The sequence below is a fragment of the Pseudomonas sp. NPDC090208 genome, from assembly GCF_044746785.1.
Lineage (GTDB): Bacteria > Pseudomonadota > Gammaproteobacteria > Pseudomonadales > Pseudomonadaceae > Aquipseudomonas.
In genome coordinates, this window is record NZ_JBIVCU010000012.1 from 163106 (window position 1) to 187635 (window position 24530).

At 61.2% G+C, this 24530-nt stretch carries 22 protein-coding genes; 16 read left to right on the plus strand and 6 right to left on the minus strand.

From position 1 onward, the window contains the following. Positions 1 to 121: 121 nt before the first annotated feature. Both pbpG and ACIPL0_RS20460 read left to right on the plus strand, forming a co-directional pair. Complete coding sequence (gene pbpG, locus ACIPL0_RS20455) at positions 122 to 1063, plus strand: D-alanyl-D-alanine endopeptidase (protein WP_400598595.1); 942 nt, start codon at positions 122 to 124, stop codon at positions 1061 to 1063. Between the two features lie 238 nt (positions 1064 to 1301). Then, positions 1302 to 1760, plus strand: a complete 459-nt coding sequence (locus ACIPL0_RS20460) for a DUF2214 family protein (RefSeq protein ID WP_400598594.1) — start codon at positions 1302 to 1304, stop codon at positions 1758 to 1760. Positions 1761 to 1923: 163 nt separating this feature from the next. Here ACIPL0_RS20460 and ACIPL0_RS20465 read toward each other — a convergent pair whose 3' ends face one another. Further along, positions 1924 to 3243, minus strand: a complete 1320-nt coding sequence (locus tag ACIPL0_RS20465; RefSeq protein ID WP_400598592.1) for an Nramp family divalent metal transporter — start codon at positions 3241 to 3243, stop codon at positions 1924 to 1926. 115 nt (positions 3244 to 3358) lie between these two features. On the opposite strand from ACIPL0_RS20465, the gene ACIPL0_RS20470 reads away from it, so the two are divergent. After that, positions 3359 to 4807, plus strand: a complete 1449-nt coding sequence (locus ACIPL0_RS20470; protein WP_400598590.1) for an MFS transporter — start codon at positions 3359 to 3361, stop codon at positions 4805 to 4807. Between the two features lie 84 nt (positions 4808 to 4891). Beyond that, positions 4892 to 5077 carry a hypothetical protein gene (locus tag ACIPL0_RS20475; protein WP_400598589.1) on the plus strand — a complete coding sequence of 62 codons (186 nt, stop codon included), beginning with the start codon at positions 4892 to 4894 and terminating at the stop codon, positions 5075 to 5077. 627 nt (positions 5078 to 5704) lie between these two features. Here the strand turns inward: ACIPL0_RS20475 and norR are convergent. Next, complete coding sequence (gene norR / locus ACIPL0_RS20480) at positions 5705 to 7261, minus strand: nitric oxide reductase transcriptional regulator NorR (protein WP_400598588.1); 1557 nt, start codon at positions 7259 to 7261, stop codon at positions 5705 to 5707. A gap of 212 nt (positions 7262 to 7473) precedes the next feature. Here norR and ACIPL0_RS20485 point away from each other — a divergent pair, with 212 nt between their 5' ends. The 7 genes from ACIPL0_RS20485 to ACIPL0_RS20515 all read left to right on the plus strand — a co-directional run bounded on the left by ACIPL0_RS20485 (position 7474) and on the right by ACIPL0_RS20515 (position 15743). Next, positions 7474 to 7725, plus strand: a complete 252-nt coding sequence (locus ACIPL0_RS20485; protein ID WP_400598586.1) for a transmembrane sensor/regulator PpyR — start codon at positions 7474 to 7476, stop codon at positions 7723 to 7725. 189 nt (positions 7726 to 7914) lie between these two features. Then, a complete protein-coding gene (locus ACIPL0_RS20490) occupies positions 7915 to 9366 on the plus strand; it encodes a UbiA family prenyltransferase (protein WP_400598585.1) in 1452 nt (483 codons plus the stop codon). After that, positions 9363 to 10679 (plus strand): FAD-dependent oxidoreductase, encoded by a 1317-nt coding sequence (locus ACIPL0_RS20495; RefSeq protein ID WP_400598583.1) that lies wholly within the window; start codon positions 9363 to 9365, stop codon positions 10677 to 10679. Before ACIPL0_RS20490 ends, ACIPL0_RS20495 begins: the two co-directional genes overlap by 4 nt. Next, a complete protein-coding gene (locus ACIPL0_RS20500; protein ID WP_400598581.1) occupies positions 10676 to 11416 on the plus strand; it encodes an SDR family oxidoreductase in 741 nt (246 codons plus the stop codon). The genes ACIPL0_RS20495 and ACIPL0_RS20500 overlap by 4 nt, the downstream gene beginning before the upstream one ends. Next, positions 11413 to 12381: a YbhN family protein gene (locus tag ACIPL0_RS20505; protein ID WP_400598579.1), complete on the plus strand. Its 969-nt coding sequence runs from the start codon at positions 11413 to 11415 to the stop codon at positions 12379 to 12381. Before ACIPL0_RS20500 ends, ACIPL0_RS20505 begins: the two co-directional genes overlap by 4 nt. A gap of 36 nt (positions 12382 to 12417) precedes the next feature. After that, entirely contained in the window at positions 12418 to 13857 is a 1440-nt protein-coding gene (locus tag ACIPL0_RS20510; RefSeq protein WP_400598578.1) for a DUF2723 domain-containing protein, read from the plus strand. A gap of 953 nt (positions 13858 to 14810) precedes the next feature. After that, positions 14811 to 15743: a LysR family transcriptional regulator gene (locus tag ACIPL0_RS20515; RefSeq protein WP_400598576.1), complete on the plus strand. Its 933-nt coding sequence runs from the start codon at positions 14811 to 14813 to the stop codon at positions 15741 to 15743. A gap of 286 nt (positions 15744 to 16029) precedes the next feature. On the opposite strand, the gene pstB is transcribed toward ACIPL0_RS20515, so the two are convergent. The 4 genes from pstB to pstS all read right to left on the minus strand — a co-directional run bounded on the left by pstB (position 16030) and on the right by pstS (position 19769). After that, positions 16030 to 16809, minus strand: coding sequence for a phosphate ABC transporter ATP-binding protein PstB (pstB, locus tag ACIPL0_RS20520; protein WP_400598574.1), 780 nt, complete (start codon positions 16807 to 16809; stop codon positions 16030 to 16032). Then, entirely contained in the window at positions 16809 to 17687 is an 879-nt protein-coding gene (gene pstA / locus ACIPL0_RS20525) for a phosphate ABC transporter permease PstA (RefSeq protein ID WP_400598572.1), read from the minus strand. The genes pstB and pstA overlap by 1 nt, the downstream gene beginning before the upstream one ends. Next, positions 17684 to 18679: a phosphate ABC transporter permease subunit PstC gene (gene pstC, locus ACIPL0_RS20530; protein WP_400598570.1), complete on the minus strand. Its 996-nt coding sequence runs from the start codon at positions 18677 to 18679 to the stop codon at positions 17684 to 17686. The genes pstA and pstC overlap by 4 nt, the downstream gene beginning before the upstream one ends. Before the next feature lie 73 nt (positions 18680 to 18752). Further along, positions 18753 to 19769, minus strand: coding sequence for a phosphate ABC transporter substrate-binding protein PstS (gene pstS, locus ACIPL0_RS20535; protein ID WP_400598568.1), 1017 nt, complete (start codon positions 19767 to 19769; stop codon positions 18753 to 18755). Positions 19770 to 20096: 327 nt separating this feature from the next. Here pstS and ACIPL0_RS20540 point away from each other — a divergent pair, with 327 nt between their 5' ends. From ACIPL0_RS20540 to ACIPL0_RS20560, 5 genes are all read left to right on the plus strand, one after another. Continuing rightward, a complete protein-coding gene (locus ACIPL0_RS20540; protein ID WP_400598566.1) occupies positions 20097 to 20429 on the plus strand; it encodes a hypothetical protein in 333 nt (110 codons plus the stop codon). A 269-nt stretch (positions 20430 to 20698) separates the two neighbouring features. Then, positions 20699 to 21007: a hypothetical protein gene (locus ACIPL0_RS20545; protein ID WP_400598564.1), complete on the plus strand. Its 309-nt coding sequence runs from the start codon at positions 20699 to 20701 to the stop codon at positions 21005 to 21007. A 264-nt stretch (positions 21008 to 21271) separates the two neighbouring features. Next, positions 21272 to 22603: an OprD family porin gene (locus tag ACIPL0_RS20550; RefSeq protein WP_400598563.1), complete on the plus strand. Its 1332-nt coding sequence runs from the start codon at positions 21272 to 21274 to the stop codon at positions 22601 to 22603. 103 nt (positions 22604 to 22706) lie between these two features. After that, positions 22707 to 23120, plus strand: a complete 414-nt coding sequence (locus ACIPL0_RS20555) for a cupin domain-containing protein (RefSeq protein ID WP_400598561.1) — start codon at positions 22707 to 22709, stop codon at positions 23118 to 23120. A 146-nt stretch (positions 23121 to 23266) separates the two neighbouring features. Beyond that, the gene (locus ACIPL0_RS20560; protein WP_400598559.1) at positions 23267 to 23530 is read left to right on the plus strand and encodes a hypothetical protein; all 264 of its coding nucleotides are present in this window, start codon (positions 23267 to 23269) and stop codon (positions 23528 to 23530) included. Positions 23531 to 24530: the final 1000 nt, after the last annotated feature.

Sequence of the window (24530 nt, forward strand, 5' to 3'; positions counted from 1 at the left end):
TAAACGTCCTTCGCCGCCCATCGACATCTTTAGAAACATACTCCTAAAATGCTCCGATCTTGTTGTCGTTCTTGAAAAAAGTCCGGCATTTCCTACGGCTTTCCACTCAATTAAGTGAGCGTTGCTCTTGAACATTCGCACATCACTCGTCGGCCTGTTTTTTGCGTTCACAGGCGCGGCTTTTTCCACCGGTGCCCTTGCGAACGAACCTGCCGCTTTCAATCGCGACCCCGCGAACCTGCACCTGGCGTCCGGCAGCGCCATGATTACCGACCTGCAATCGGGTCAAGTGCTCTACTCCAGCAATCCTGACGTGGTCGTCCCCATCGCCTCGGTGACCAAACTGATGACCGCCATGGTCACGCTGGACGCCAAACTGCCGATGGACGAGATGGTCAAGGTCGACATTTCCCAGACCGCTGAGATGAAGGGCGTGTTTTCGCGGGTCAAACTGGGCAGCGAACTGAACCGCCACGACATGCTGCTGATCACCCTGATGTCGTCGGAAAACCGTGCGGCCGCCAGCCTGGCCCACAGCTATCCGGGTGGCTACCCGGCATTCATCAAGGCGATGAACGCCAAGGCCAAGGCGCTGGGCATGACCCACACGGTGTACATGGAGCCGACCGGTCTGTCGGTGTTCAACGTGTCCACCGCCCGTGACCTGACCAAACTGGCCCTGGCCGCGCGCAACTATCCGCTGCTGCGCGAACTGAGCACCACCCCGGAAAAAACCGTGACCTTCCGCAAGCCCACTTACACCCTGGGCTTCAGCAACACCGACCACCTGGTGCGTAAATCCAACTGGGACATCAAGCTGACCAAGACCGGCTTCACCAACCAGGCCGGGCACTGCCTGGTGCTGCTGACCAGCATGGCCAATCGTCAGGTGTCGGTGGTGATCCTCGATGCCTTCGGCAAGTTCACCCACTTCGCCGACGCCAGCCGCATGCGCCTGTGGATGGAGACCGGCAAGAGCGGTCCGGCGCCGGAAGTGGCGTTGCAGTACAAGAAGGAAAAGAACCTGCAGATGAAACAGAAAGGTCTGCAGGCTTCCGAATAAATCTGTAGGCGTGAGCTTGCTCGCGATAGCGTTCTGTCTGCCGACAATGGCGTGACTGAATAATGGCTATCGCGGGCAAGCGCGCTCCTATAGAGGCAGTCCCGCCCAACGTGGCCCCGCTCAACATCCCCGCCCTCACCCAAGTTTGCCCCCTCACCTCAACGCATAACCGCGCCGACCCGCTAAGCTTCTGTTGTTGGCAATTGCTGATAACTAACGCTCTCGGGGGAGTTGAACCATGCTCATCAAGTGGGTAGTGGCTGCGTTACACCTGTTGGCCTTTGGCTTTGCCCTGGCGGCGGTGCTGGCGAGGGGACGGGCGTTGAGGCGCTTGCGCAAGGAGGATGCCCGCTCGTTTCGCGATGTCTTCGTGGTCGACAATATATGGGGGGTATCGGCGGGGATCCTGCTGATCACCGGGGCGTTTCGCGCCTTCGGCGGGCTGGAGAAAGGCTCGTTCTACTACCTGCACCAACCGCTGTTTCACCTGAAAATGACCGCCTTCGTCGCCATTCTCGCGCTGGAAGTGGTGCCGATGTTTGCCCTGATCAAATGGCGCATCGCGTTCAAGAAACAACAACCCATCGATACGTCCCTGTCACGCCGCTTTGCGCGGATCAGCCATATGGAAGCCGCGCTGATGGTGATCATTGTGATCGCCGCCACGGGCATGGCGCGGGGGTTGATGATCAGTTAGCGGCCCACCATCGATGGGAAGATTTTCCTGTGGGAGCGAATTCATTCGCGATGGGCATTCCAGTCGATACAGATGTGTTGCCCGGACTACCGTATCGCGAATGAATTCGCTCCCACAAAACGCCCCGGTGATGCCATTGAAATCGTCACTGGTGGGCAAACGCTCAATTGACCCAGAAATACAACAACGTCAGGTTGGCTGCCGAAATCAGCCCGAACAGCCCCCAGGCCAGGAGTTTGGTCAGGGCGTTGTTGGCGAACGGCCCCATCAGCTGCTTATCGCTGGTGAAACGAATCAACGGCCACAGCGCAAACGGCAGTTGCAGGCTGAGCACCACTTGGCTGAGCACCAGCATCTTGCCCACCGCACCGTCACCGAACCAGATCACCCCGATCAATGCCGGGATCAGCGCCAGCGCGCGGGTGATCAGGCGCCGTTGCCAGCAAGGAATCTTCGCGTTGAGAAAGCCTTCCAGCACCACCTGACCGGCGATGGTGCCGGTGAAGGTCGAGCTCTGCCCCGCTGCCAGCAAGGCAATGCCGAACAACACACTGGCCAGCGCGCCGCCCACCAGCGGGTCGAGCAGGTGGTAGGCATCCTGGATTTCCACCACGTCGGCGTGACCGGTGCCGTGAAACGCAGCCGCGGCCAGAATCAGGATCGCCGCGTTGATCACCAGCGCCATGCTCAACGACGCGATGGTGTCGACGCGGGCATAACGGATCGCGCTGGCCTTGCTCTCCAGCGACGTACCGTTGACCCGGGTCTGCACCACCGACGAGTGCAGGTACAGGTTATGCGGCATCACCGTGGCGCCGAGAATGCCGATGGCGATGTACAGCGGCTCTTGCTGGCTGAGCACATCCCATGACGGTTTGAGCCCGGCGGCGACATCCGGCCAGAACGGTTTGATCAGCACCAGCTCGATGAAGAAGCAGGTGGCGATGGTCGCGATCAGGCCCAGCACGATGGCTTCCAGACGGCGGAAATTGGCGCCCTGCAAGGCCAGCACGATCACCGTATCGAAGGCCGTCAGCGCCACGCCTGTGGTGATCGATACGCCGAGCAACAGATGAAACGCCAGCGCCGCGCCGAGCACCTCGGCAAGGTCGGTGGCGAGGATCGACAGCTCGGCAAGGATCCACTGGCCCATGCCGACCCGATGGCTGTAACGCTCGGCCGACAGCTGCGCCAGATCACGTCCGGTGGCGATGCCCAGCCGCGAACAGAGGTTTTGCAGGACCATGCCCGACAGGCTCGCCAGCACCACCACGAACAGCAGCGCATAGCCAAAGCGCGATCCTGCTTCGATGGCGGTCGCCCAGTTGCCGGGGTCCATGTAACCGATTGAAATCAAAAGGCCCGGGCCGACAAACAGCATCAGCTTGCGCAGGAACGACGCGTTGGCCGGGATGGCGACGCTGTCGGTCACGGCCGAAGGGCAGAAAGGAGCGGTGGCGGTGGTCGGGAGTCTGTATTTCACGGGAATCCGGCGGGTGATTGCGATCAGCCATGGAGCTTAAACGCAAGGAAATATTTTGTCTTGAATCTCTGTAAAAGCTCTAACATGCGGGGTCCCACGGATCCGGAAAACAATAATGTCTTCGCTTTCACACACCTCCGATCACCCTTCTGATCAACCCGACAGCCCGCGCGACGGTATCGACCCGATTCGCGCCGCACAGATCTCCGCACGCATCGACCGTCTGCCCGCCGTGGCGACGATCTGGAAACTGGTGGCGCTGCTGTCCATCGGCGGCTTTTTCGAACTGTATGACCTGTTCCAGACTGCCTATATCAGCCCCGGCCTGATCCGCGCCGGGCTGTTCGCCACCGGCGCCGACGGCGTGTTCGGCTTTTCCGATCAGGCCGCGTTCGCCTCGGCGACGTTCCTTGGCCTGTTCCTCGGTGCCAGCCTGCTTAGCCCGATTGCCGACCGCTTCGGTCGCCGGGCAATTTTCACCTTCGCACTGATCTGGTACACCATCGCCACCGTGCTTATGGGCCTGCAGACCTCGGCGCTGGGTATCATCTGCATGCGTTTTCTGGTGGGTATCGGCCTGGGCATCGAGCTGGTGACCATCGACGCCTACCTCTCGGAGCTGGTGCCCAAGCGCATGCGCAGCTCGGCCTTCGCCTTTGCCTTTTTCGTGCAGTTTCTGTCGGTGCCGTCGGTGGCGCTGATGTCCTGGTGGCTGGTGCCGCAGGACCCGTTCGGCTTCAGCGGCTGGCGCTTCGTGGTGCTGGCCAGTGCGGTGTTCGCGCTGTTCATCTGGTGGCTGCGCTCGCGCCTGCCGGAGTCGCCGCGCTGGCTGGCCCAGCACGGGCGCTTCAGCGAGGCGGAAAAGATCATGGACGCCCTGGAAGCGCGCTGCGTGAAGGACCACGGCCAGGCGCTGGACGCACCGGAAACCCATAACGTTGCGGTCGAGGGCAAAGGCCGTTTCGCCGACATTTGGCAGCCGCCTTACCGCCGTCGCGCGCTGATGCTGATCGTCTTTCATGTGTTTCAGGCCATCGGCTTCTTCGGCTTCGGCAACTGGCTGCCGGCCTTGCTTTCGGGCCAAGGGGTCAGCGTCACCCACAGCCTGGCCTACGCCTTCATCATCACCCTCGCCTACCCGCTGGGGCCGCTGTTGTTCGTCAAGTTCGCCAACCGTTTCGAGAACAAGTGGCAGATCGTCGGTTCGGCCCTGGGCGCGATGATCTTCGGCAGCCTGTTCGCCCAGCAGACCACCGCCGTCGGCCTGATCACCTGCGGGGTGATGATCACCTTCTGCAACGCCTGGCTGAGCTTCAGCTATCACTCGTACCAGAGCGAGCTGTTCCCGACCAACATTCGCGCCCGGGCAGTGGGCTTCTGCTATTCGTTCAGCCGCCTGTCGACGGTGTTCAGCAGCCTGCTGATCGGCCTGTTCCTCGACCACTTCGGTACGCCGGGGGTGCTGACCTTCATCGTCATCAGCATGCTGATCGTGATGGTCACCATCGGCGCCTTCGGCCCGCGCACTCGTAATCTGGCGCTGGAGGACATCGCCCACCGCTGAGTGATCATCGCCATTCATCCTGCGCGGTGAACGCCGCTGTGCTTGACTCCTCCAACCATCATCACCCTATGGCTGGAGGAGATCATGAGCGGCTCACGCCCCGAAAACCCGGATGCCAGACCACAGGACGTGGCCTTTCCGGAAACCGTCCCCGATCCGGTAGACGGCGACTGCGACCCGATCGACGAAGGCTGCAACCCCAAGACCGGGTTCGAGCCGGGCACCGAGCTGGTGCCGGAAAAAGGTGATTTCCGTACCCGGCCAAAGTAGTCGAATCCCCGCAGGAGCGCGCTTGCCCGCGATGGCGGTGCATCCGCCACCATCGCGGTGCCTGACCTGACGCTATCGCGAGCAGGGCTCCCTCCCACGGCCTTCGGCCAGAATCAACAGCCGCCGGCATTGGCGATCTCACCTGCCTGTCGCCAATCACTGTAGGAGCGCGCTTGCCCGCGATGGCGGTGCATCCATCACCATCGCAGCGCCTGACCGGACGCCATCGCGAGCAGGGCTCCCTCCCACGGCCTTCGGCCAGAATCAACAGCCGCCGGCATTGGCGATCTCACCTGCCTGTCGCCAATCACTGTAGGAGTGAGCTTGCTCGCGATGGCTGCTCATCCAGCACCATCGCAGCGCTTGACCTGACGCATTCGCGAGCAGAGCTCCCTCCCACGGCCTTCGGCCAGAATCAACAGCCGCCGGCATTGGCGATCTCACCTGCCTGTCGCCAATCTCTGTAGGAGTGAGCTTGCTCGCGATGGCTGCTCATCCAGCACCATCGCAGCGCCTGCCCCGACGCATTCGCGAGCAGGGCTCCCTCCCACGGCCTTGTGCCAGACGCAATTTGTGCGGCCCCATCGGTCCCGTACCACCACCAATAACAACAGGAAACACGCGGGCTTAGCGAATCCCCAACCGTTTCGCCAGGCGACTGAGGTTGGCGCGGTCGAGGTTGAGTTCGCGGGCGACGTCGGCCCATTTGCCTTGGTGACGGCTCAACGCTTCGCTGATCAGCAGTTTCTGGAAGGCATCGACGGTTTCCTTCAATCCCTCCCCCGGTTTGACTATCGGCGCGCTGCCGTTCAGCACCGGCAGTTCCGCCGCCGGCATCGGCACGTCATCAAGGCCCAGTGCCTGCGGCTCGATGGTGAGAATGCGCGGCCGTTCGTTGTGTGCCGACAACGCCTTGAGCACGGCCCGGCTGATCAGATGCTCCAGCTCGCGCACGTTGCCCGGCCATGGGTACGCCACCAGTGCTTTCTGTGCATCGCTGCTCATGCGCAGGCTGCGCAATCCCATGCGCGCGCGGTTTTCCTCAAGGAAATACCCGGCCAGCAGCAACACATCCCGGCCACGTTCACGCAACGGCGGCACCACCAGCGGATACACACTCAACCGGTGATAGAGGTCGGCGCGAAAACGTCCGGCGCGCACTTCTTCGGCCAGGTCGCGGTTGGTCGCGGCGATGATCCGTACATCGACATGATGCTCCTGATCGGAACCGACCCGCTGCAGCTGCCCGCTTTGCAGCACCCGCAGCAGCTTGGACTGCACCGGCAACGGCAACTCGCCCACCTCGTCGAGGAAGATCGAGCCGCCATCAGCCAGTTCGAATTTGCCGCTGCGCCCACTCACCGCGCCGGAAAAAGCGCCTTTGACGTGGCCGAACAGCTCGCTTTCCACCAGCAACTCCGGCAAGGCTGCGCAGTTGAGGCTGATCAGCGGCTTCTGCGCCCGTGGCGATTGCAGGTGAATCGACTCGGCCACCAGTTCCTTGCCGACCCCGGTTTCGCCGGTGATCAACACGGTCAGCGGGCTGTTGCCGACCAACTGGATTTCCTGCTGCAGCCGCCGATGCACCGCGCTTTGCCCGATCAGTTCCCGTGGTCCGCGCCCACCGGCCGCACGCTTGTAGACTTCGGCCAGTTGCCGCTGATCTTCAAAACTGCGCGCCAACTGATTGATCCGCTCGCTGGCCATTACCGTGGCTGCCGCCAGGCTGGCAAAGGCCTGCAGATTGTCCAGATCGAGGCTGCCGAAACTGGTCGGGTCCAGCGAATCCAGGGTAATCACGCCCCACAGTTTGTCCTGCACATACAACGGGCAACCAAGGCAGTCATGAACTTCCAGATGCCCGTGCAGGCCGTCCACCAGACCGTCGTACGGGTCAGGCAAATCGCAGTCGGTGGAGAAGCGGGTCGGCTCGCGGTTCTGCACGATGATGTCCAGCCGCGGGTGCTCACCGAGTTTGAAGCGACGGCCGAGGGTGTCCGGGCTCAGGCCTTCCACCGACAGCGGCACCAGCACGTCGTCGTCCAGCTTGAGCAGCGCCACCGCATCGCACGGCAACAACTGGCGCAGCGAGCGCAACAGCCGGCGGTAGCGCTCTTCGTCGGGCAACTCGCGGGACAGGTCGGCCACCAGCGGCACCAGCGCCAGCAACAAGGGATTGGTCATACGGACTCCGGAGACAGAGAGGGCTTATCCAGGCGACGGAAACGCGGTCATTATGACCCCGTAACGAGTTAAAACGACAGCATTCGACAAGGTCAGAATGACAACAGCATCACAAGCCATTGATTTTACGTTCAATAAAAGCTGGCACAGTTCCTGATACCTGTAGAGCAACGGCGAAGGATTTCCCCGCCACCTCAACAGGAGTCACGGCCATGTTCGATTTCTTCCTCAACCCGCACAACGTTCTGCACCTGTCGACCCGCGTTCTCTGGACCGGCCTGGTCATGCTGCTCAGCGGCATCCTCGGTGCCTATGTGCTCGACCTGCATCTCAATCTGTTCGGTCTGGTCGGCCTGCACGCCATGACCATTCTCGGCCCTACTCTGATCAAGATCGGCTATGTCATGCGCCTGCTGTCGCAACATAACCTGCGCAAGGCACAGGCCCGCGTTGCCAGCCATTAATCGGTCGCCAATTAGTCGGCGCCGACTGTTTCAACGCCGAGACGCCAGGCATTTAAAGTTCGTCGATTATTCGCTGTTTTATTCTGACGCCAACAGGACGACGAACTAACGACACTCATTTAATTTAAATGACGAGGCGACATTATTATTTTGTTTATAGTCGAGTGATCTCGTCAGGAGCACTCCACCATGGCCAGAATTCAGGGAAGAGTTCTTGAGGCAATGCCGCCTCTGGTTGTCGATCTGGATGGCACACTGTTGCGTTCGGATCTATTGATGGAAACCGGCATGGCCTTCATCAGAAGCCAGCCATTGAAGGTGTTCAAACTGCTCGGCTGGTTGCTCAAAGGCAAGGCCGCACTCAAGGAAGGCCTCGCGCTGGAGACCGGAATAGACGTCTCGGTGCTGCCCTACGACCCGCAAGTCATTGAGCTGATCAAGACCGAAAAGTCCAGTGGGCGCATGATTGTGCTGGCCACTGCCAGCCATGTCAGCCTTGCTGATCGAATTGCCGAACACTTGGGTTTGTTCGATCTGGTGATGGCCTCCAACAGCCAGCGCAACTTGTCCGGCGATAATAAGCGCGATCTGTTAGTTGCCCACTTCGGCGAAGGCGGCTTCGACTATATCGGCAACTCCAAAGATGACTTACCGGTGTGGAGCGCCTCGCGTCAGGCCTATGTCGTCAATCCGGATCCGGGGGTGGAACACCGGGTCAGGGCCATGGTGCATGTCGAACCGACCCTGCGCACCCACACGGCGAGCCTGCGTGACTGGCGCAAAGCGTTGCGCCTGCATCAATGGCTGAAAAACCTGCTGATCTTCGTGCCGCTGCTGGCCTCGCACCGCTTCACCCAGTTCGAACTGGTACGCGACGGGGTGTTTGCCTTTTTCTGCTTTGGCCTGTGCGCCTCCAGCGTGTATATCCTCAACGACCTGCTCGACCTGTGCGACGACCGCCATCACAAGAGCAAATGCCAGCGACCGTTCGCCAGCGGGCGCCTGTCGATCAAAGCCGGCCTGCTGTTGGTCCCCGCGTTGCTGGCAGTAGCGTTCGGCGCCGCATTGCTGTTGTTGCCCTGGCAGTTTTCCGCAGTCATGGCGGCCTATTACGCCACTACTCTCGCCTACTCGCTGTACCTCAAGCGCCTGATGGCGATGGATGTGATCGTACTGGCGATGCTCTACACCGCGCGGATCATCGCCGGGGTCGCCGCGTTCAGCCTGACCCTGACGTTCTGGATTCTGGCGTTCTCCATGTTCGTCTTCCTCAGCCTGGCGATGGTCAAGCGCTACGCCGAGCTGCGCGATGCCCGGGTCCGCGAGGTCAACACCCTCACCCGTGGACGCGGCTACTACCCCGGTGATCTGGACATGATCGCTTCGCTCGGCGCGTCATCGGGGTACCTGGCGGTCATGGTGCTGGCGCTGTACATCCAGGACGCCCGGACCACCGAGCTGTACGTGACGCCCCATGTGATCTGGCTGGCATGCCCGCTGCTGCTGTTCTGGGTCACCCGCGTGTGGATGCTCACCCACCGCGGGCAGATGAATGAAGATCCGGTGGTGTTCGCCATCCGCGATCGCACCAGCCAGTTGATCGGTGCGGTGTTCCTGCTGATGTTCTGGATCGCCGCATGAGCACGCCACTGTATTCCTGGGGCCGTTTTCCGCGCAGTCCGCAACGCGGCCACAGCTGCGCCTGGCTGGACGAGTTGCCGGCGCATCTGGAGCGGGTCATCGATACGCACCAGAGCAGCCTGCCCTACGGCAACGGCCGCAGCTACGGCGACAGCTGCCTGGCGGCCAGCGACCAGGTGCTGCACATGCGCACGCTGGACCGGCTGATCGAGGCCGACTGGAGCAGCGGGATCATCAAGGTGGAAGCCGGCATCACCCTGGCCGATGTGCTGGCGGTGGCGATTCCCCGTGGCTGGTTTCTGCCGGTGACGCCGGGCACCCAGTACGCCACGGTCGGTGGCGCGATTGCCAACGACGTCCACGGCAAGAATCACCATGTGCGCGGCACCTTTGGCCGCCACGTGCGCAGCTTCGGCTTGCTGCGCCACGGCGCGCCGGAGATCACCTGCTCGCCCGGCAGCCACACCTCATTGTTCTCTGCGAGCATCGGCGGCCTCGGCCTGACCGGCGTCATCCACTGGGCGCAGCTGCAACTGATGCCGATCCGCGCCAGCCAGATCGACACCCTGAGCGTGCGCTTCGCCAATCTGGCCGAGTTCTTTGCCCTGTCCGCCGAACTCGACGACCAACACGAATACAGCGTGGCCTGGGTCGACTGTCTGGCGAAAGGCGCCGACTGCGGACGCGGTGTATTCATCGTCGGCGACCATGCGCCGTATGGCTCGCTTGACGTCGACCAGCGAACGAAGCTGAGCATGCCGCTAACGCCGCCAGTGTCGCTGATCAACAAGGTGTCCCTGAGCGCCTTCAACAACCTCTACTGGCGTCTGCAACCGAGCCGACGCACACCGGGACGCAGCCGTTACGAGCCGTTTTTCTACCCGCTGGACCGGGTGCTGCACTGGAACCGCATCTACGGCCGCCGGGGCTTTCAGCAGTATCAGTGCGTGATTCCCACGCAGAATGCCGAAGTCGCCATCGCCGAACTGCTGCGGGCCATCGCCGACGCCGGCGAGGGCTCGTTTCTCGCCGTGCTCAAACGCTGCGGCGACATCCGCTCGCCGGGGCTGTTGTCGTTCCCGATGCCGGGCACCTCGCTGGCGCTGGACTTTGCCCAGAGCGAGGCCTTGGAAAACGTTGTATTCCCACGCCTGGACGACATCGTCCGCGCGGCGGGAGGCCGCTTGTACCCGGCCAAGGATGCCCACATGAGCGGCGCCGACTTCCGTCAGGCCTACCCGGACTGGGAACGGCTGGAAGCGCTGCGCGATCCCTCCCTGATGTCCCGCTTCTGGAGCCGTGTCATCTTATGAAAAGAGTCCTGATCATCGGCGCCACCTCGGCCATCGCCACGGCCTGCGCCCGCCTGTGGGCCAGCGAAGGCAGCGATTTTTTCCTGGTCGCGCGCAACGTCGACAAGCTGCAACAGACCGCCGCCGACCTGCGGGCACGAGGCGCACAGAACATCACCCTGCACGAAATGGACGCCACCGACATTGAGGCCCATCCGCTGATGCTCGGGCGTTGCCTGACCGCACTGGGGCAGATCGACATCGCCCTGATCGCCCACGGCACCTTGCCCGACCAGAAAGCCTGCGAGCAGGACGTCGGTCTGGCGATGCGCGAGTTTGCCAACAACGGCACTTCGGTGATTGCCCTGCTGACCACGCTGGCGACTCAGTTCGAAACCCAGCGCTGCGGCAGCCTGGCGATCATTTCCTCGGTGGCCGCCGACCGTGGCCGCCCCTCGAATTACCTGTACGGCAGCGCCAAGGCGGCGGTGTCGACCTACTGCGAAGGCTTGCAGGCGCGGCTGTTCAAGATCGGCGTGCATGTCACCACGATCAAGCCGGGCTTCGTCGACACACCGATGACCCAAGGCCTGTCGCTGCCTGCGGCTTTGCTGGCGCAACCGGCCCAGGTGGCGCAGCGCATCGTCAAAGGCATCGCCAATCGGGTGCCGACCCTGTATGCCCCCGGTTTCTGGGGCCTGATCATGCTGATCATCCGCTCGATTCCGCAGCCGCTGTTCAAGAGGCTCAACCTGTGAACAGCCTCTCCGGCTGGCGTTATCGCGCGGTGCTGCTGTCGGTGGCAGGCTCGGCGCTGGCCTACCTCGGCTTCTCGCTGTGGGGCGGCTGGCACGCCGTCGGCGCCGCAGTCGCGGAAGTCGGGCTGATCGGTATCGTCATCGCCCTGTGCCTGTCGCTGATCAACTACGGCCTGCGCTTTCTGCGCTGGCAGACCTACCTCAAGGTGCTCGGCCATCCCGTGCCGTGGCGACCAAGTCTTGCGATCTATCTGGCCGGCTTCGCCCTGACCACCACCCCCGGCAAGGCCGGCGAAGCCTTGCGCGGCGTGCTCCTCAAACACTGGAACGTGCCGTGGCCGCAGAGCTTCGCGGCGTTTTTCAGCGAACGGCTGTCGGACCTGTTTGCCGTGGTGCTGCTGACCCTGTTCGGCCTGTCGCTGTACCCCGCCGCAACGCCGATGATCGTGGTCGGCATCGGGCTGGTGATGGTCGGTCTGCTGGTGCTCTCGCAACGCCGACTGTTGCAACGCCTGACGCTGTTGTTGCCGGCCGATGGGGGCAGCAAGCTCATTCGGTTGCTCAAGCACCTGCTGCAGGTTCTCGACCATGCCCGGCAATGCCATCGCCTGCCGCTGCTGCTCGGCCTGACCGCGCTCAGCGTGGTGGCCTGGAGTGCCGAGGCGCTGGCGTTCCACTGGATTCTGCAATGGATGGGCGCCGACGTTCCGCTGGCCTTCGCGGTGTTCGTCTACGCCCTGGCGATGCTGGCCGGCGCGGTGAGTTTCATGCCCGGCGGGCTCGGTGGTGCCGAAGCGGTGATGGTCGGCCTGCTGGTGTGGAAAGGCATGAACAGCGCCGACGCCATCGCCGCCACGGTGCTGATCCGTCTGGCCACGCTGTGGTTCGCCGTGGCCCTCGGCGCACTGATGCTGTTCAGGTTCAAAGGCCTCGCCCAGACGCCGCAAGGTCAACCGGTTCAATAACGCGTACAGGCAACAACAGGGACAGGAGTGGAAGTCATGGTGGCAGCGGTTCGTTATCAAACGTCGATGTTGGTCCCGTTGGTGTTGGCGGTCGGCGCTATCATCGCCAGTTTTCTCGCCTCCAGCGGGCCGATTCAGTGGATGGACAACGGCATGTTTCTCGCCGACGCCGCCCAGGGCAATTACTTCAGCCAGACGCTGGGGCCGCTGGACCATCCGCTGTATCTGTTCGTCAGCACCGCGCTGTATGCGGGTTTCGGGCCGCTGGTCTTGAGCTACATGAACTCACTGCTGCTGATTCCCCTGGCCTGGGCGATCTTCCGCCTCGCCACGGCAGTCGGCGCCAGCCCGCGCCTGGCGCTGCTGACGGTGGCCGCCGCGACCCTGGCCCACGGCGTGTTCTGGGTCTCGACCAAAGCCGAGGTGTACCTGCTGCACACCCTGCTGGTGACTCTAGCGTACATGCTGTATTTCGACGCCAGACTGCGCCTCGGCGTGCCAGCAAAGCTGGTGCTGATCGGCGTGCTGACCGGCCTGGCTGCGGCGATCCACCAACTGACGTTCATCGTCCTGCTGCCGCTGTACGTCAGCATGCTCTGGCACTACAGGGCCTACACACTGCTGACCTTGCCGGGTTTCGTGCTGGGCTTCAGCGTCACCTTCCCGGCCATCGCCCACGACCTGCGCAACGGCTACGGACTGATCGAAATCGCCCACCGCTACCTGATCGGCATCCCCGACCACGCCGACCAGCAAACCTGGGAAGGCGCGCTGTTCCGCTTCGACGACATGTGGCACGAGAAGAACTCGGTGATGCTGCTGATGCTGTCCCTGATCGGCCCGCAACTGTTCGGGCTGCTGTTTCCGGGCAATGCGAAGCTGCGCCTGCTGTGGTGCGCGGCGATGATGAACTTCCTCTTCGCGGTGTCTTACAACGTCACCGACCGCTTCACCTTCTTCCTGCCGGGCATCGTGCTGCTGACCATCATCGGCGTCATCCAGCTACAAGCCTGGCTGCCACGCCGCATCGCCCCGACGCTGATGAACGCCGCCCCGCTCAGCGCACCACTGACCATTCTTGCGGTGTACGCGGTGTACGCCAGCGGCGTGATCAACCTGCCGGTACACAAGGAAGCGCTGCCGTTTCGCGACGACATCCACTACTTCATGGCGCCCTACCTGCGCGACCGCTCTGCAGAAGACTTCGTGCTCAGCTACGAACAATCCACCTCCGATGGCTCGCTGATCATCGGCGACTGGACGCCCAACGGCGCTCTGCGCTCGGCTCTTGCCAGCGGCCTGCTCAAAGGCCGCACCGTCGAACTGTGCGACGACGTTCAGGCCGACGTGCCCAACATCACCGACTACCTCAAAGGCCCTGGCGCCTATCTGGCCCGCACCAGCTACTGCGGCGTCATCGCCGAACGCTTCGCCCTGCAAACCCTGCCGGTGGGGTTTGAATTGCGGGAGAAGTAGCGATCCTGCGGACGTCGACTCCAGCAAGCCGGACGGCTACGGGGCGACCGGTCACCACAAAAAAATCGTGGGAGGGCGCTCTGCTCGCGATGACGGTGAGTCAGACAGCACAGCATTGTCTGGACTGACGCCATCGCGAGCAGAGCTCCCTCCCACAGGAGTGTGGTGTTTGCTGGATCTGGGCAAACCAGCGCCATGTGCTGGAAAAACACATAACCCCGTGGGAGGGATCCGAGTTTGCGAGGGTCGCGAAGGCAATCTGTCTGACACTCCGCCTTCGCGACCCTCGTTACCTCGGATCCCTCCCACGGCCTTCGGCCAGAATCAGAAGCGGATGGCATGCACTGACCCGTAGCAGTCCGGCTTGCCGACGGTGGCGATCTCAAGGACGTCTTCGCGGGCAAGCCCGCTCCCACGGGGAGTGTGTTTCACCGGCTTTTGATCTGGTTTTTGATCTGGCTTTTGATCTTGGGGCCCCGTCCCAGAAGGCCGAACGCAGGTGATGCGCAGTGGCGCCGAGCGGCATGGATGCCGCGAGAGCCGCGTGGGCCATGGATGGCCCATTCGCGGCGTGCCCACGGAGCATTGCCGGAGTGCGGGTACACCGAGCATTAGCGAGGTGCCGTATGGCGGGGAAAGAAGCCCTTGGTTACTTGGGGCTTTTCCAAGTAACTCGCCGCCAGGCGAAACCAAGCTGCGTGAGCAGCTAAGGCGTCAGACCAGACAAACCGAGTGCGCAGGTTTTACGACGACTGCGTCGCCGCTCGCAGGGCAAGCCAGCTCCTACAAGGGAATGGCGTTCATTCAGAAACGACGTCATCGCCGGGCAAGCGCGCCCCTACCGTTGCCACCTAATACCTACGTCAGGCTGGACGTCAGGCAACCCGGCTCCATAAACTGACGCCCATAATTCGAAACATCGGGTGACAAATGCCGGGTAACGAGGACGCTTCATGAACCGTAACGAGCTGCGCAAGGCCGACATCAACCTGATGGTGGTGTTCGAAACCTTGATGCAAGAGCGCAACGTCACCCGTGCCGCCGAGAAACTGTTCCTCGGCCAACCCACCATCAGTGCCGCACTAAACCGCCTGCGTGCCCTGTTCAACGACCCGCTGTTCATCCGCGTCGGCCACCGCATGGAACCGACCGCCCGGGCCAACGAAATCATTCATCACCTGTCGCCGGCACTGGACGCCATGTCCGTGGCGCTGAGCCTGACCCGCGATTTCGACCCGGCCAGCAGCGACATGACCTTCCGCATCGGCCTGTCCGACGACGTCGAATACAGCCTGCTGCCCCCCCTGCTGCGCTCGATTCGCGAAGAAGCGCCAGGCATCGTCATCGTCATCAAACAGGTCAACTACTGGAACATCTCCGAATTGCTCATGGCCGGCGAAATCACCGTCGGCGTCTGCCTGACCCGAGAACTGCCGGCCAATGCCAAACGCAAACTGTTGCGCAGCGTGCAACCGATGGTGGTGCGCGCCGATGATTCGGCCGAGCCACTGACCCTCGACGAATATTGCTCACGCCCCCATGTGGTGGTGTCCCACGTGGCGAACATTTCCAGTTTTGCCGATGAGTGGCTGGCCGCGATTGGCCGCAAGCGTCAGGCGGTGCTGTCAGTGCCGCAGTACAGCACGTTACCGGCGTTGATGGCGGGGACCGATCTACTGTGCAACCTGCCCGATCACCTGACGTTGGCGATGGGCAAGACCGGCTTGCTGCGAGGAGAACCGCTGCCGTTCATCACGCCCAATCTGGAACTGTCGATGGTCTGGCTGAGTGTGATGGACACCGATCCGGCGGAGCGCTGGCTGCGCAAGAAGCTGGAACTGTTCATGGGCGATCACAGCGCGATTGCGCCGTTGCCGAAGGGCTGAATTGCGAAGGGAGTTGGTGTCCTGCAGCGGCCTGCCAACACCGCAAACTGTGTGGGAGGGAGCTCTGCTCGCGATAGCGTCAGGTCAGACACATCGATTGGGCAGAACCACCGCTATCGCGAGCAGAGCTCCCTCCCACAATTCACCGGCCAAGCTGCCGATGGTGGTGTTCTTCAGATCGCCTTCGCCAGCAAGCCGGCTCCTGCAATGGTGGGATTCTTGACATCGCCCTCACCAGCAAGCCGGCCCACAGTGACGGCGTCCTTGCCGTCACTTGCCCCTCTCATCAGCCGAAACGACCGGTGATGTAGTCTTCGGTCTGGGTCTTGGTCGGCTTGGTGAAGATGGTGTCGGTGTCGCCGTGTTCGATCAGCTCGCCCAGGAACATGAACGCGGTGTAGTCCGAGCAGCGCGCGGCCTGTTGCATGTTGTGGGTGACGATGACCACGGTGAACTGCTCTTTCAGCTCGGTGATCAGCTGTTCGATACGACCGGTGGAGATCGGGTCGAGCGCCGAAGTCGGTTCGTCGAGCAACAACACCTGCGGACGCAGGGCGATGGTGCGGGCAATGCACAGACGCTGCTGCTGACCACCGGACAGACCCTGGGCGTTCTTGTCCAGCTTGTCCTTGACCTCATCCCACAACGCCGCACCGCGCAGGGCTTCCTCGACGCGCTCTTCCATCTCGCGACGGTTGAGCTTTTCGTGGTGCTTCACCGCGTAGGAGATGTTGTCCTTGATGGTCATCGGGAACGGCACAGGCTTCTGGAACACCATGCCGACGTGACTGCGCAGGCGGTTCATCGAGTAGCCCGGTGCCAGGATGTTTTCGCCGTTGAGCAGCACTTCACCCTTGGCTTCCAGTTTCGGGTACATCGAATAGATGCGGTTGAACACCCGCAGCATGGTCGACTTGCCGCAACCCGACGGCCCGATGATTGCGGTGATGCGCTTCTCGGGAATCGTCATGTTGACGTTTTTCAACGACTGGTGGCCGTTGTAGAAGAAGTCGAGGTTGCGTACCTGGATCTTGGTTTTTTCGTCGGCAAGAGAAAGATTGTTCATCAGGACGCCTTATTGCGCAGAAGAATGAGACGGGAGCTGAGGCTCAGCACCAGTACAAACAGAGTCATGATCAGAGCACCGGCCCAGGCCAGGGAATGCCAGTCGTCGAACGGGCTCATGGCGTACTGGAAGATAACGACCGGGATGCTGGCAACCGGTTTGAGCAGATCACCGCTCCAGAACTGGTTACCGAATGCGGTGAACAGCAGCGGCGCGGTTTCGCCGGTGATGCGGGCCAGGGCCAGCAGCACACCGGTAACGACGCCAGCGCGGGCGGCACGCAGGACGATCTGCAGGGTCAGTTTCCATTGCGGTACACCCAGTGCCAGCGCGGCTTCGCGCATGGTCGCCGGTTGCAGTTGCAGCATTTCGTCGGTGGTGCGCACCACCACCGGAATCACCAGCAGCGCCAGCGCCAGAGCACCGGCCAGGGCCGAGAAGCCGACGCGGTGATCGGTTATGGCGCTGACCGGCAGAATCACGGCGGTGTAGACAAACAGGCCGAGCACGATCGACGGTGCCGACAGCAAGATGTCGTTGATGAAGCGCACAGCGTTGCCCAGCTTGGTGTGACGGGCGAACTCAGCCAGCCAGATACCGGCCATCAGGCCTATCGGCGTGCCGATCAGCAGACCCAGACCGGACATCAGGAAGCTGCCGTAGAAGGCGTTGGCCAGGCCACCTTCAGCCCCCGGCGGCGGCGTCATTTCGGTGAACAGGCGCAGGTTCAGCGCCTGGAAGCCATTGACGATGGTGGTGATCAGAATCCACACCAGCCACAGCAGACCGAACACGGTCGCACCGCAGCTGAGGACCATCGCGAGCTTGTTCTTGAACGCCCGCATCCGGTACAGGTTTTCGTTATCGGCCTTGCTCATACACCCTCCTTGCGCGACAGACGAGACAGCATCAGACGGGCAATTGCCAGCACGATGAAGGTGACGACAAACAACAGGAAGCCCAGGGCGATCAGCGAGGAACGATGCAGGTCGGTATAAGCCTCGCTGAATTCGTTGGCGATCACCGATGCAATGGAACTGCTCGGCATCATCAGCGACGCCGAGAACTGGTGGGCGTTGCCGAGTACGAAGGTCACCGCCATCGTTTCACCCAGCGCGCGGCCCAGACCCAGGAACACACCACCGACCACCGCCGTGCGGGTGTACGGCAGAACGATGTCCCAGACCACTTCCCAAGTGGTGCCGCCCAGCGCATAGGCGGACTCTTTCAGCGCCACCGGAACGGTGCGGAACACTTCGGTCATGACCGAGGTGATGAACGGGGTAATCATGATCGCCAGCACGATACCGGCCGTCAGCATGCCGATACCCAGCGGCGGCCCCTGGAACACCTGACCGATCAGCGGCAGTGCGCCGAGATTGTCGTTGATCCACGGTGCCAGATAGGTGGCCATGAACGGGCCGAACACGAACAGCCCCCACATGCCGTAAATGATCGAAGGAATGCCCGCCAGCAATTCAATGGCGGAAGCGATCGGGGTGCGCAACCATGGTGGTGCCACCTCAGTCAGAAAAATCGCGATGCCGAAGCTCACCGGAACGGCGATCAGCAAGGCGAGAAAGGATGTCACCAAGGTGCCGTAGATCGGGACCAACGCACCGAAGTGGCCGTTGACCGCATCCCATTCAGTACTGGTAAGAAATTCGAAGCCAAAGGTCTTGAACGCCAGGGCTCCGCCCCACAGCGTCGAGCCGGCGATGCTCGCCAGCAACAGCAGAACCAACAACGCCGCGCCCAGCATCGTGCGCCGGAACCAGGCGTCGTGTCGGTGATCGCGGGCCGCTCTTTTTTCAATATCGGATTCGACATCCGGAATCACAGCGGACATATATTGGGTGTTTTCAGTCATGTTGGGTCCACTCGCAAGGAAACCCTGTCACCGAGCGCTCGGTGACAGGGGAAAGCCGGATTACGCCGAGTTGTTACTTGAACTCGGTTTTCCAGTAAGTTTCGATCTTGCTGACCAGCTCTTTAGGCAGTGGAACGTAGTCCAGCGACTCGGCGTGAGCCTGACCGTTTTCCAGGGACCATTTGAAGAAGTCGAAAGCAGCCTTGCTTTCGTCAGCCTTCTTCGGCTGCTTGTACATGATGATCCAGGTGGTCGCAGTGATTGGCCATGCATCAGCGCCCGGGGCGTTGGTCATGATCAGGTTGAAGTCTTTTGCGCTCGCCCAGTCGGCGGTAGCAGCGGCAGCAGCGAAGGCTTTGGCGCTAGGCTCGACAACCTTGCCAGCAGCGTTCTGCATTTTGGCGTAGGCGATGTTGTTGGTCTTGGCGTAGGCGAATTCCACGTAGCCGATCGAACCCTTGATCTGCTTCACGTAGGCAGCCACACCTTCGTTACCCTTGCCGCCCACACCCACTGGCCACTGCACGGCGGAACCTTCGCCAACGGCGGATTTCCACTCTGGGCTGACTTTGCTCAGGTAGTTGGTGAAGTTGAACGAAGTACCCGAGCCGTCCGAACGGTGAACGACGGTGATGTTGGTTTCAGGCAGTTTCACGCCCGAGTTCAGCTTGGCAATGGCTGGATCGTTCCATTTGGTGATCTTGCCCTGGAAGATGTCGGCCAGAGTCTTGCCGTCCAGCTCCAGTTTGCCGGCTTCAACGCCTTCAACGTTGATGACCGGAACGATACCGCCGATCACGCTTGGGAATTGGCCCAGGCCGCTGGCCTGCAGGTCTTCGGCTTTCAGAGGGGCATCGGAAGCGCCGAAGTCAACGGTGGCTGCCTTGATCTGAGCGATACCGCCGCCCGAACCGATGGACTGATAGTTCACCTTGTTGCCGGATTTTGCGCTGTACTCGGTCGCCCATTTGGAGATGACTGGGAAGACGAAGCTCGAACCAGCACCAGTGACGTCCGTAGCGTGTGCCATTCCAGTCAGGCACATCGAAGCCAGCAGGAGCGACAGGCGTGTTTTTGTCAGCAGATTCACGGCAATACCTCAACAAGAGAGTGTGTGTTTTGTGGTCAGTGTTGAAGACCCGATGCAGATTTAAAACCGCAAACATTTCTGTTTGATGACAATCTCTAGACAGCCGGGAAAATTAGCAGCCGCTTGTAAGTGATTTCCTACACGCTGTAAAAGCCAACCCCCTGTAATCATTGGGGAATCAGCAGGTTGTCTAGATTTGTAAAAATTAATATCAATGCGCCATGACCACTGTCATGGGCACCGCAAGACGCCGTTTGTCGGCATGACTGCACCTCTGCCGTCACCGGGCAGCCCAACGTGTATCCCGTACAACAAAGGATGCACATCATGCTCAGGACCAGACTGACTGCCCTCACCCTCGCCGGCTTGCTGGCCACCGCCAGCGGCATGGCTTTCGCCGGTTCCACCGGCCCCACCGACCCGATCGACAGCAACGGCCCGCGCACCGGCAGCTCCAGCGCCGGGCAAAACGTCGACGGTTCGACCCCGTCACCCAGAACCTCCACCCCTGGCACCAAGGGCATGGACAACGACGGCTCCAACGGCAGCACCCGCCAGGGCGGCGGCATGAGCAACGGCCAAGGCATGGGCGGCAGCAGTGGCAGCAGTGGCAGCAGTGGCAGCGCCGGTGGATCGAGCGGGTCCAGCGGCACTAAATAGCCCCACAGTCACGCACCGTTTTTTTGTGGGAGGGAGCCCTGCTCGCGAAAGCGTCACTCCAGTCGGCCTCTCAGCGTCTGGCGAGACGTCTTCGCGAGCAGGGCTCCCTCCCACTCACGTCCGGTGTATACCGCCATAGATTTTTCCATAGCCACGGACGCCCGATTGGTCTCCCCGCCTATGACGCTATTGGATACTGGCAATTGCCTTGGTCCCCACTAATATGGCAACGGTGATAAAGACGACCTCGTTGCGACGGAGACAACCGCATGACCCAAGTCAGCAATACCGTTCGAGTTTATGCAGCCCCTGGCCGCTCGGAAGAGTTGGGCAAGTATCTGGTCGGCATGGTGGAAAAGTTGCCGTCACTGCCTGGCGTCGTGCATAGCGAGCTGCGCCATGACGAAAAGGACGGTTCGTGGGTCCTTGAGGTGCTTTGGGACTCATGCAAATCGATGGCCGACCATTTCGCCCAGCCCAGCAATGAACGCCTCAACGGTCTGCTGAACAGTCAGCTGATCCGCCAGGTGGCGTTCGACAGCGATATCGATCGTTGCAACCTGCCTGGCGCCGAATGACTGGCCCGCGCTGCTCGTTGAGTCAGGTTCGTCGACTCAGCCTCGTTGAGTTAAGCGTGACGCTTGAAGTACCACTTTAAGCAAACCGCTTAATTGGCTGTTAATAAACCAATCGTCTGAAAGTTCGCCGTTGGAGAGTTGTTTCGACTCTTCGACTGGCGATCCGGGTATCTGCGCTTATTCTTTGCGTTTTGCAGACAAGTCGGTGTCATTACTGTCGAAAGTGATGGCAAACAGCCTTAAAAGACGCACAGGTAAGCAACTATGAAAGCGCTCCATCTCAGTCTGATCGCACTGGCGGTTTCGGCGGGATATGTTCAATCCGTAGAAGCAGAAGCCTTTGTCAGCGATCAAGCCAACGCCAAGGGATTTGTCGAAGACGCCAAACTCGACGTGCTCTTGCGCAACTATTACTTCAACCGCGACGGCAAGAACGGCGCCGGGGACCGTCGTGACTGGTCGCAGGCAGCCATGGCCAATTTCAGTTCCGGATTCACCCCAGGCACCGTCGGCTTCGGCGTCGATGCCTATGGCTGGTACGGCCTGAAACTGGACGGCGCCGCCGGGCATTCCGGCACTGGCAACATCCCTGTCGACAGCAGCGGCAACCCGGAAGACGAGTTCTCCACCGCAGGCGGCGCGATCAAGGCGCGTATCTCCAAGACCGAACTCAAATGGGGCACCATGCAGCCCACCGCGCCGGTCTTCGCCGCTGGCGGCACCCGACTGTTCCCGCAGACCGCCACCGGCTTCAGCCTGCAAAGCAGCGAGCTGGAAGGGCTGGACCTGGAAGGCGGACACTTCACCGCCGGCAATGGCCCGCAGCACACCCGCTCAAGCGGTGAACTGTTCGCCAGTTATGCCGGGGTCACTACCAACAGTGTCGACTTTGTTGGCGGCAAATATGCGGTCAACGACAGCCTGTCGCTGCAGTTGTACGGATCGGAGTTCGAAGACGTCTGGCGGCAGTATTACGCCAACGCCAACTATGTGCTGGCCATGCCCAGCGAGCAGTCGATGACGTTCGACTTCAACATCTACCGCACCAACGACGAAGGCCAGGCCAAGGCCGGCGATATCAACAACACCACCTGGTCGCTGGCCGCCGCCTATAACTTCATCCCCGGCCACACCTTTACCCTCGCCTATCAGAAAGTGCATGGCGACGAGCCGTTCGACTATGTTTCGTTCGGCGACAACGGGCCGGGCACCACCGGCGATTCGATCTTCCTCGCCAACTCGATTCAATATTCGGACTTCAACGGCCCCGGGGAAAAATCCTGGCAGGCCCGCTATGACCTGGCCATGAGTGCCTACGGCATTCCCGGCCTCAGTTTCATGGCGCGCTATGCCAATGGCCGCGATATCGACGGCACCAAGATGGCCCTCGACAGCCCTTATCGTGCCTATGGTTACGGCGAAGACGGCAAGCACCACGAAACCAACCTGGAGGCCAAGTACGTGGTACAGAGCGGCCCGGCGAAGAACCTGTCATTGCGTATGCGCCAGGCCTGGCATCGCGGCAATGCCGATCAGGCCGAAGGGGATCAGGACGAATTTCGCCTGATCGTCGATTACCCGATCTCGATTCTATAGACCGGTAATTGGCCTAGGGATCTTTCCCCGGATTGGCGGTGTGACGGATGGCACGGCAGGCATAGCTTGTCATCTGTCCCCCTCCTCTCCACAAGGATCGATCATGAAAGCCGTGAAATTGCTCGCCGCCACCTGCCTGGCCCTGTCGCTGCCGCTGTCGTTCAACGCCCTGGCCCATGACGGCGAACACGAAAAGGTCACCGTGCTGGAAAACCACCCGATGCTCAACGCCCCCGGCAAGAAGGCCATGGTGCTGACGGTCGACTACAAGCCGGGCCAGGTGTCTATTCCCCACAGCCACAGCGGCAGCGCGATCGCCTACGTGCTGGAAGGCGAAGTCGTCTCCCGGGTCAACGACGGCAAGGCCATCACCTACAAGGCCGGCCAGACCTGGTACGAACCTGCCGGCTCCAAGCACTACGAGTCGCGCAACGCCAGCGCGACCAAGCCGGCCAAGCTGCTGGTGTTCATCCTGCTGGACGACAACGGCGAAGTGCTGACCCCGCTGCCCAAGTGATGGCTGCACAGCGGGCGCCGCTCTGGCGCCCGCCTTTGCGGCGAGGCCCGCCGGTCCGAATTCGTTAAATGTTCACCATCAGCTGTCGATAAGCCATCAGAGAGCTCGATAACCGGGCCGGACTTGATGAGCGACAGGCAACCGTTATGCACGACATTTTTCTGCTGGTAGAACACAGCCGCGACCATGGCGAGGTCTCCGTCATTGGCTGGTTCGATGATGAAAACGCGGCGAAAGACACCGCAGAAGCGATGGAGTGGAAAGCCTGGCGCGAAGAGTCCAGACGCCAGCAGCAATGGTCGAGCCAGCCGCTGCCGCCGCCGGACCAGACCGACCACCGACGTTTCTGGGTCAAGGGCATCTCCAAGTTCAGCCACACCCCGGCGCCACGGTCGTGGGCGTTGCATTGAATCGCCAGGTTTGTGCGAGCCCCGAAACTCTCTTGACATCCCAGATCCTGTGGGAGCGAATTCGTTCGCGAGACGGAAGCTCAAGCGACATACCTGTATCGACCTTACGCCCGCATCGCGAATAAATTCGCTCCCACAATGGCTCACCGCAATCCTCTGTGGGAGGGATGCGAGGTTACGAGGGTCGCGAAAGCAGTGGGCCGGTTGGCACGGCACTGTCTGGACTGACGCCTTCGCGAGCAGAGCTCCCTCCCACAGGGTATGTATGCAAAATCTGTAGGAGTGAGCTTGCTCGCGATGCGATTGCCCCATCGCTACGATGTTGACTGACACGCCGCCATCGCGAGCAAGCTCACTCCTACAGAATCTGTGCAACCAATACAGGCCGTAGGAGCCCGCTTGCCCGCGATGTCGGCATGTCGTGAACACAGTTTTTGGTAATCATCCGGTTCGGGGTAATCCCTCGATTTCCCGTGGGATCCGAGGTCACGAGGGTCGCGAAAGCAGTGGGTCGGTTAGCACAGCATTGCCTGGACTGACGCCTTCGCGAGCTGAGCTCCCTCCCACAGGTTCTGTGGTGCCAAATACATTTGGGCATGACACCAATCACCTGTGGGAGCAATCCGAGGTTACGAGGGTCGCGAAAGCAGTGGGCCGGTTGGCACAGCATTGCCTGGACTGACGCCTTCGCGAGCAGAGCTCCCTCCCACAGGTTTTGTGGAGCCGAGTACATTTGGGCATGACACCAATCCCCTGTGGGGCCGAGTACATTTGGGCATGACAACAAAACCTTGTAGGAGCAATCCGAGGTTACGAGGGTCGCGAAAGTGGTGGGTCGGTTGGCACAGCATTGCCTGGACTGACGCCTTCGCGAGCAGAGCTCCCTCCCACAGGTTTTGTGGAGCCGAGTACATTTGGGCATGACAACAAAACCTTGTAGGAGCAATCCGAGGTTACGAGGGTCGCGAAAGTGGTGGGTCGGTTGGCACAGCATTGCCTG

What these genes read in the sequence shown, in the direction of transcription:
- pstA (WP_400598572.1), bottom strand. Translation starts at nt 17,687, where the DNA reads ATGAGCAAGGCCGATAACGAAAACCTGTACCGGATGCGGGCGTTCAAG.
- ACIPL0_RS20495 (WP_400598583.1), top strand. Translation starts at nt 9,363, where the DNA reads ATGAGCACGCCACTGTATTCCTGGGGCCGTTTTCCGCGCAGTCCGCAA.
- ACIPL0_RS20485 (WP_400598586.1), top strand. Translation starts at nt 7,474, where the DNA reads ATGTTCGATTTCTTCCTCAACCCGCACAACGTTCTGCACCTGTCGACC.
- ACIPL0_RS20515 (WP_400598576.1), top strand. Translation starts at nt 14,811, where the DNA reads ATGAACCGTAACGAGCTGCGCAAGGCCGACATCAACCTGATGGTGGTG.
- ACIPL0_RS20510 (WP_400598578.1), top strand. Translation starts at nt 12,418, where the DNA reads ATGGTGGCAGCGGTTCGTTATCAAACGTCGATGTTGGTCCCGTTGGTG.
- ACIPL0_RS20545 (WP_400598564.1), top strand. Translation starts at nt 20,699, where the DNA reads ATGACCCAAGTCAGCAATACCGTTCGAGTTTATGCAGCCCCTGGCCGC.
- ACIPL0_RS20460 (WP_400598594.1), top strand. Translation starts at nt 1,302, where the DNA reads ATGCTCATCAAGTGGGTAGTGGCTGCGTTACACCTGTTGGCCTTTGGC.
- ACIPL0_RS20560 (WP_400598559.1), top strand. Translation starts at nt 23,267, where the DNA reads ATGCACGACATTTTTCTGCTGGTAGAACACAGCCGCGACCATGGCGAG.
- ACIPL0_RS20540 (WP_400598566.1), top strand. Translation starts at nt 20,097, where the DNA reads ATGCTCAGGACCAGACTGACTGCCCTCACCCTCGCCGGCTTGCTGGCC.
- ACIPL0_RS20500 (WP_400598581.1), top strand. Translation starts at nt 10,676, where the DNA reads ATGAAAAGAGTCCTGATCATCGGCGCCACCTCGGCCATCGCCACGGCC.
- ACIPL0_RS20470 (WP_400598590.1), top strand. Translation starts at nt 3,359, where the DNA reads ATGTCTTCGCTTTCACACACCTCCGATCACCCTTCTGATCAACCCGAC.
- ACIPL0_RS20550 (WP_400598563.1), top strand. Translation starts at nt 21,272, where the DNA reads ATGAAAGCGCTCCATCTCAGTCTGATCGCACTGGCGGTTTCGGCGGGA.
- norR (WP_400598588.1), bottom strand. Translation starts at nt 7,261, where the DNA reads ATGACCAATCCCTTGTTGCTGGCGCTGGTGCCGCTGGTGGCCGACCTG.
- ACIPL0_RS20555 (WP_400598561.1), top strand. Translation starts at nt 22,707, where the DNA reads ATGAAAGCCGTGAAATTGCTCGCCGCCACCTGCCTGGCCCTGTCGCTG.
- ACIPL0_RS20475 (WP_400598589.1), top strand. Translation starts at nt 4,892, where the DNA reads ATGAGCGGCTCACGCCCCGAAAACCCGGATGCCAGACCACAGGACGTG.
- ACIPL0_RS20490 (WP_400598585.1), top strand. Translation starts at nt 7,915, where the DNA reads ATGGCCAGAATTCAGGGAAGAGTTCTTGAGGCAATGCCGCCTCTGGTT.
- pstB (WP_400598574.1), bottom strand. Translation starts at nt 16,809, where the DNA reads ATGAACAATCTTTCTCTTGCCGACGAAAAAACCAAGATCCAGGTACGC.
- pstC (WP_400598570.1), bottom strand. Translation starts at nt 18,679, where the DNA reads ATGACTGAAAACACCCAATATATGTCCGCTGTGATTCCGGATGTCGAA.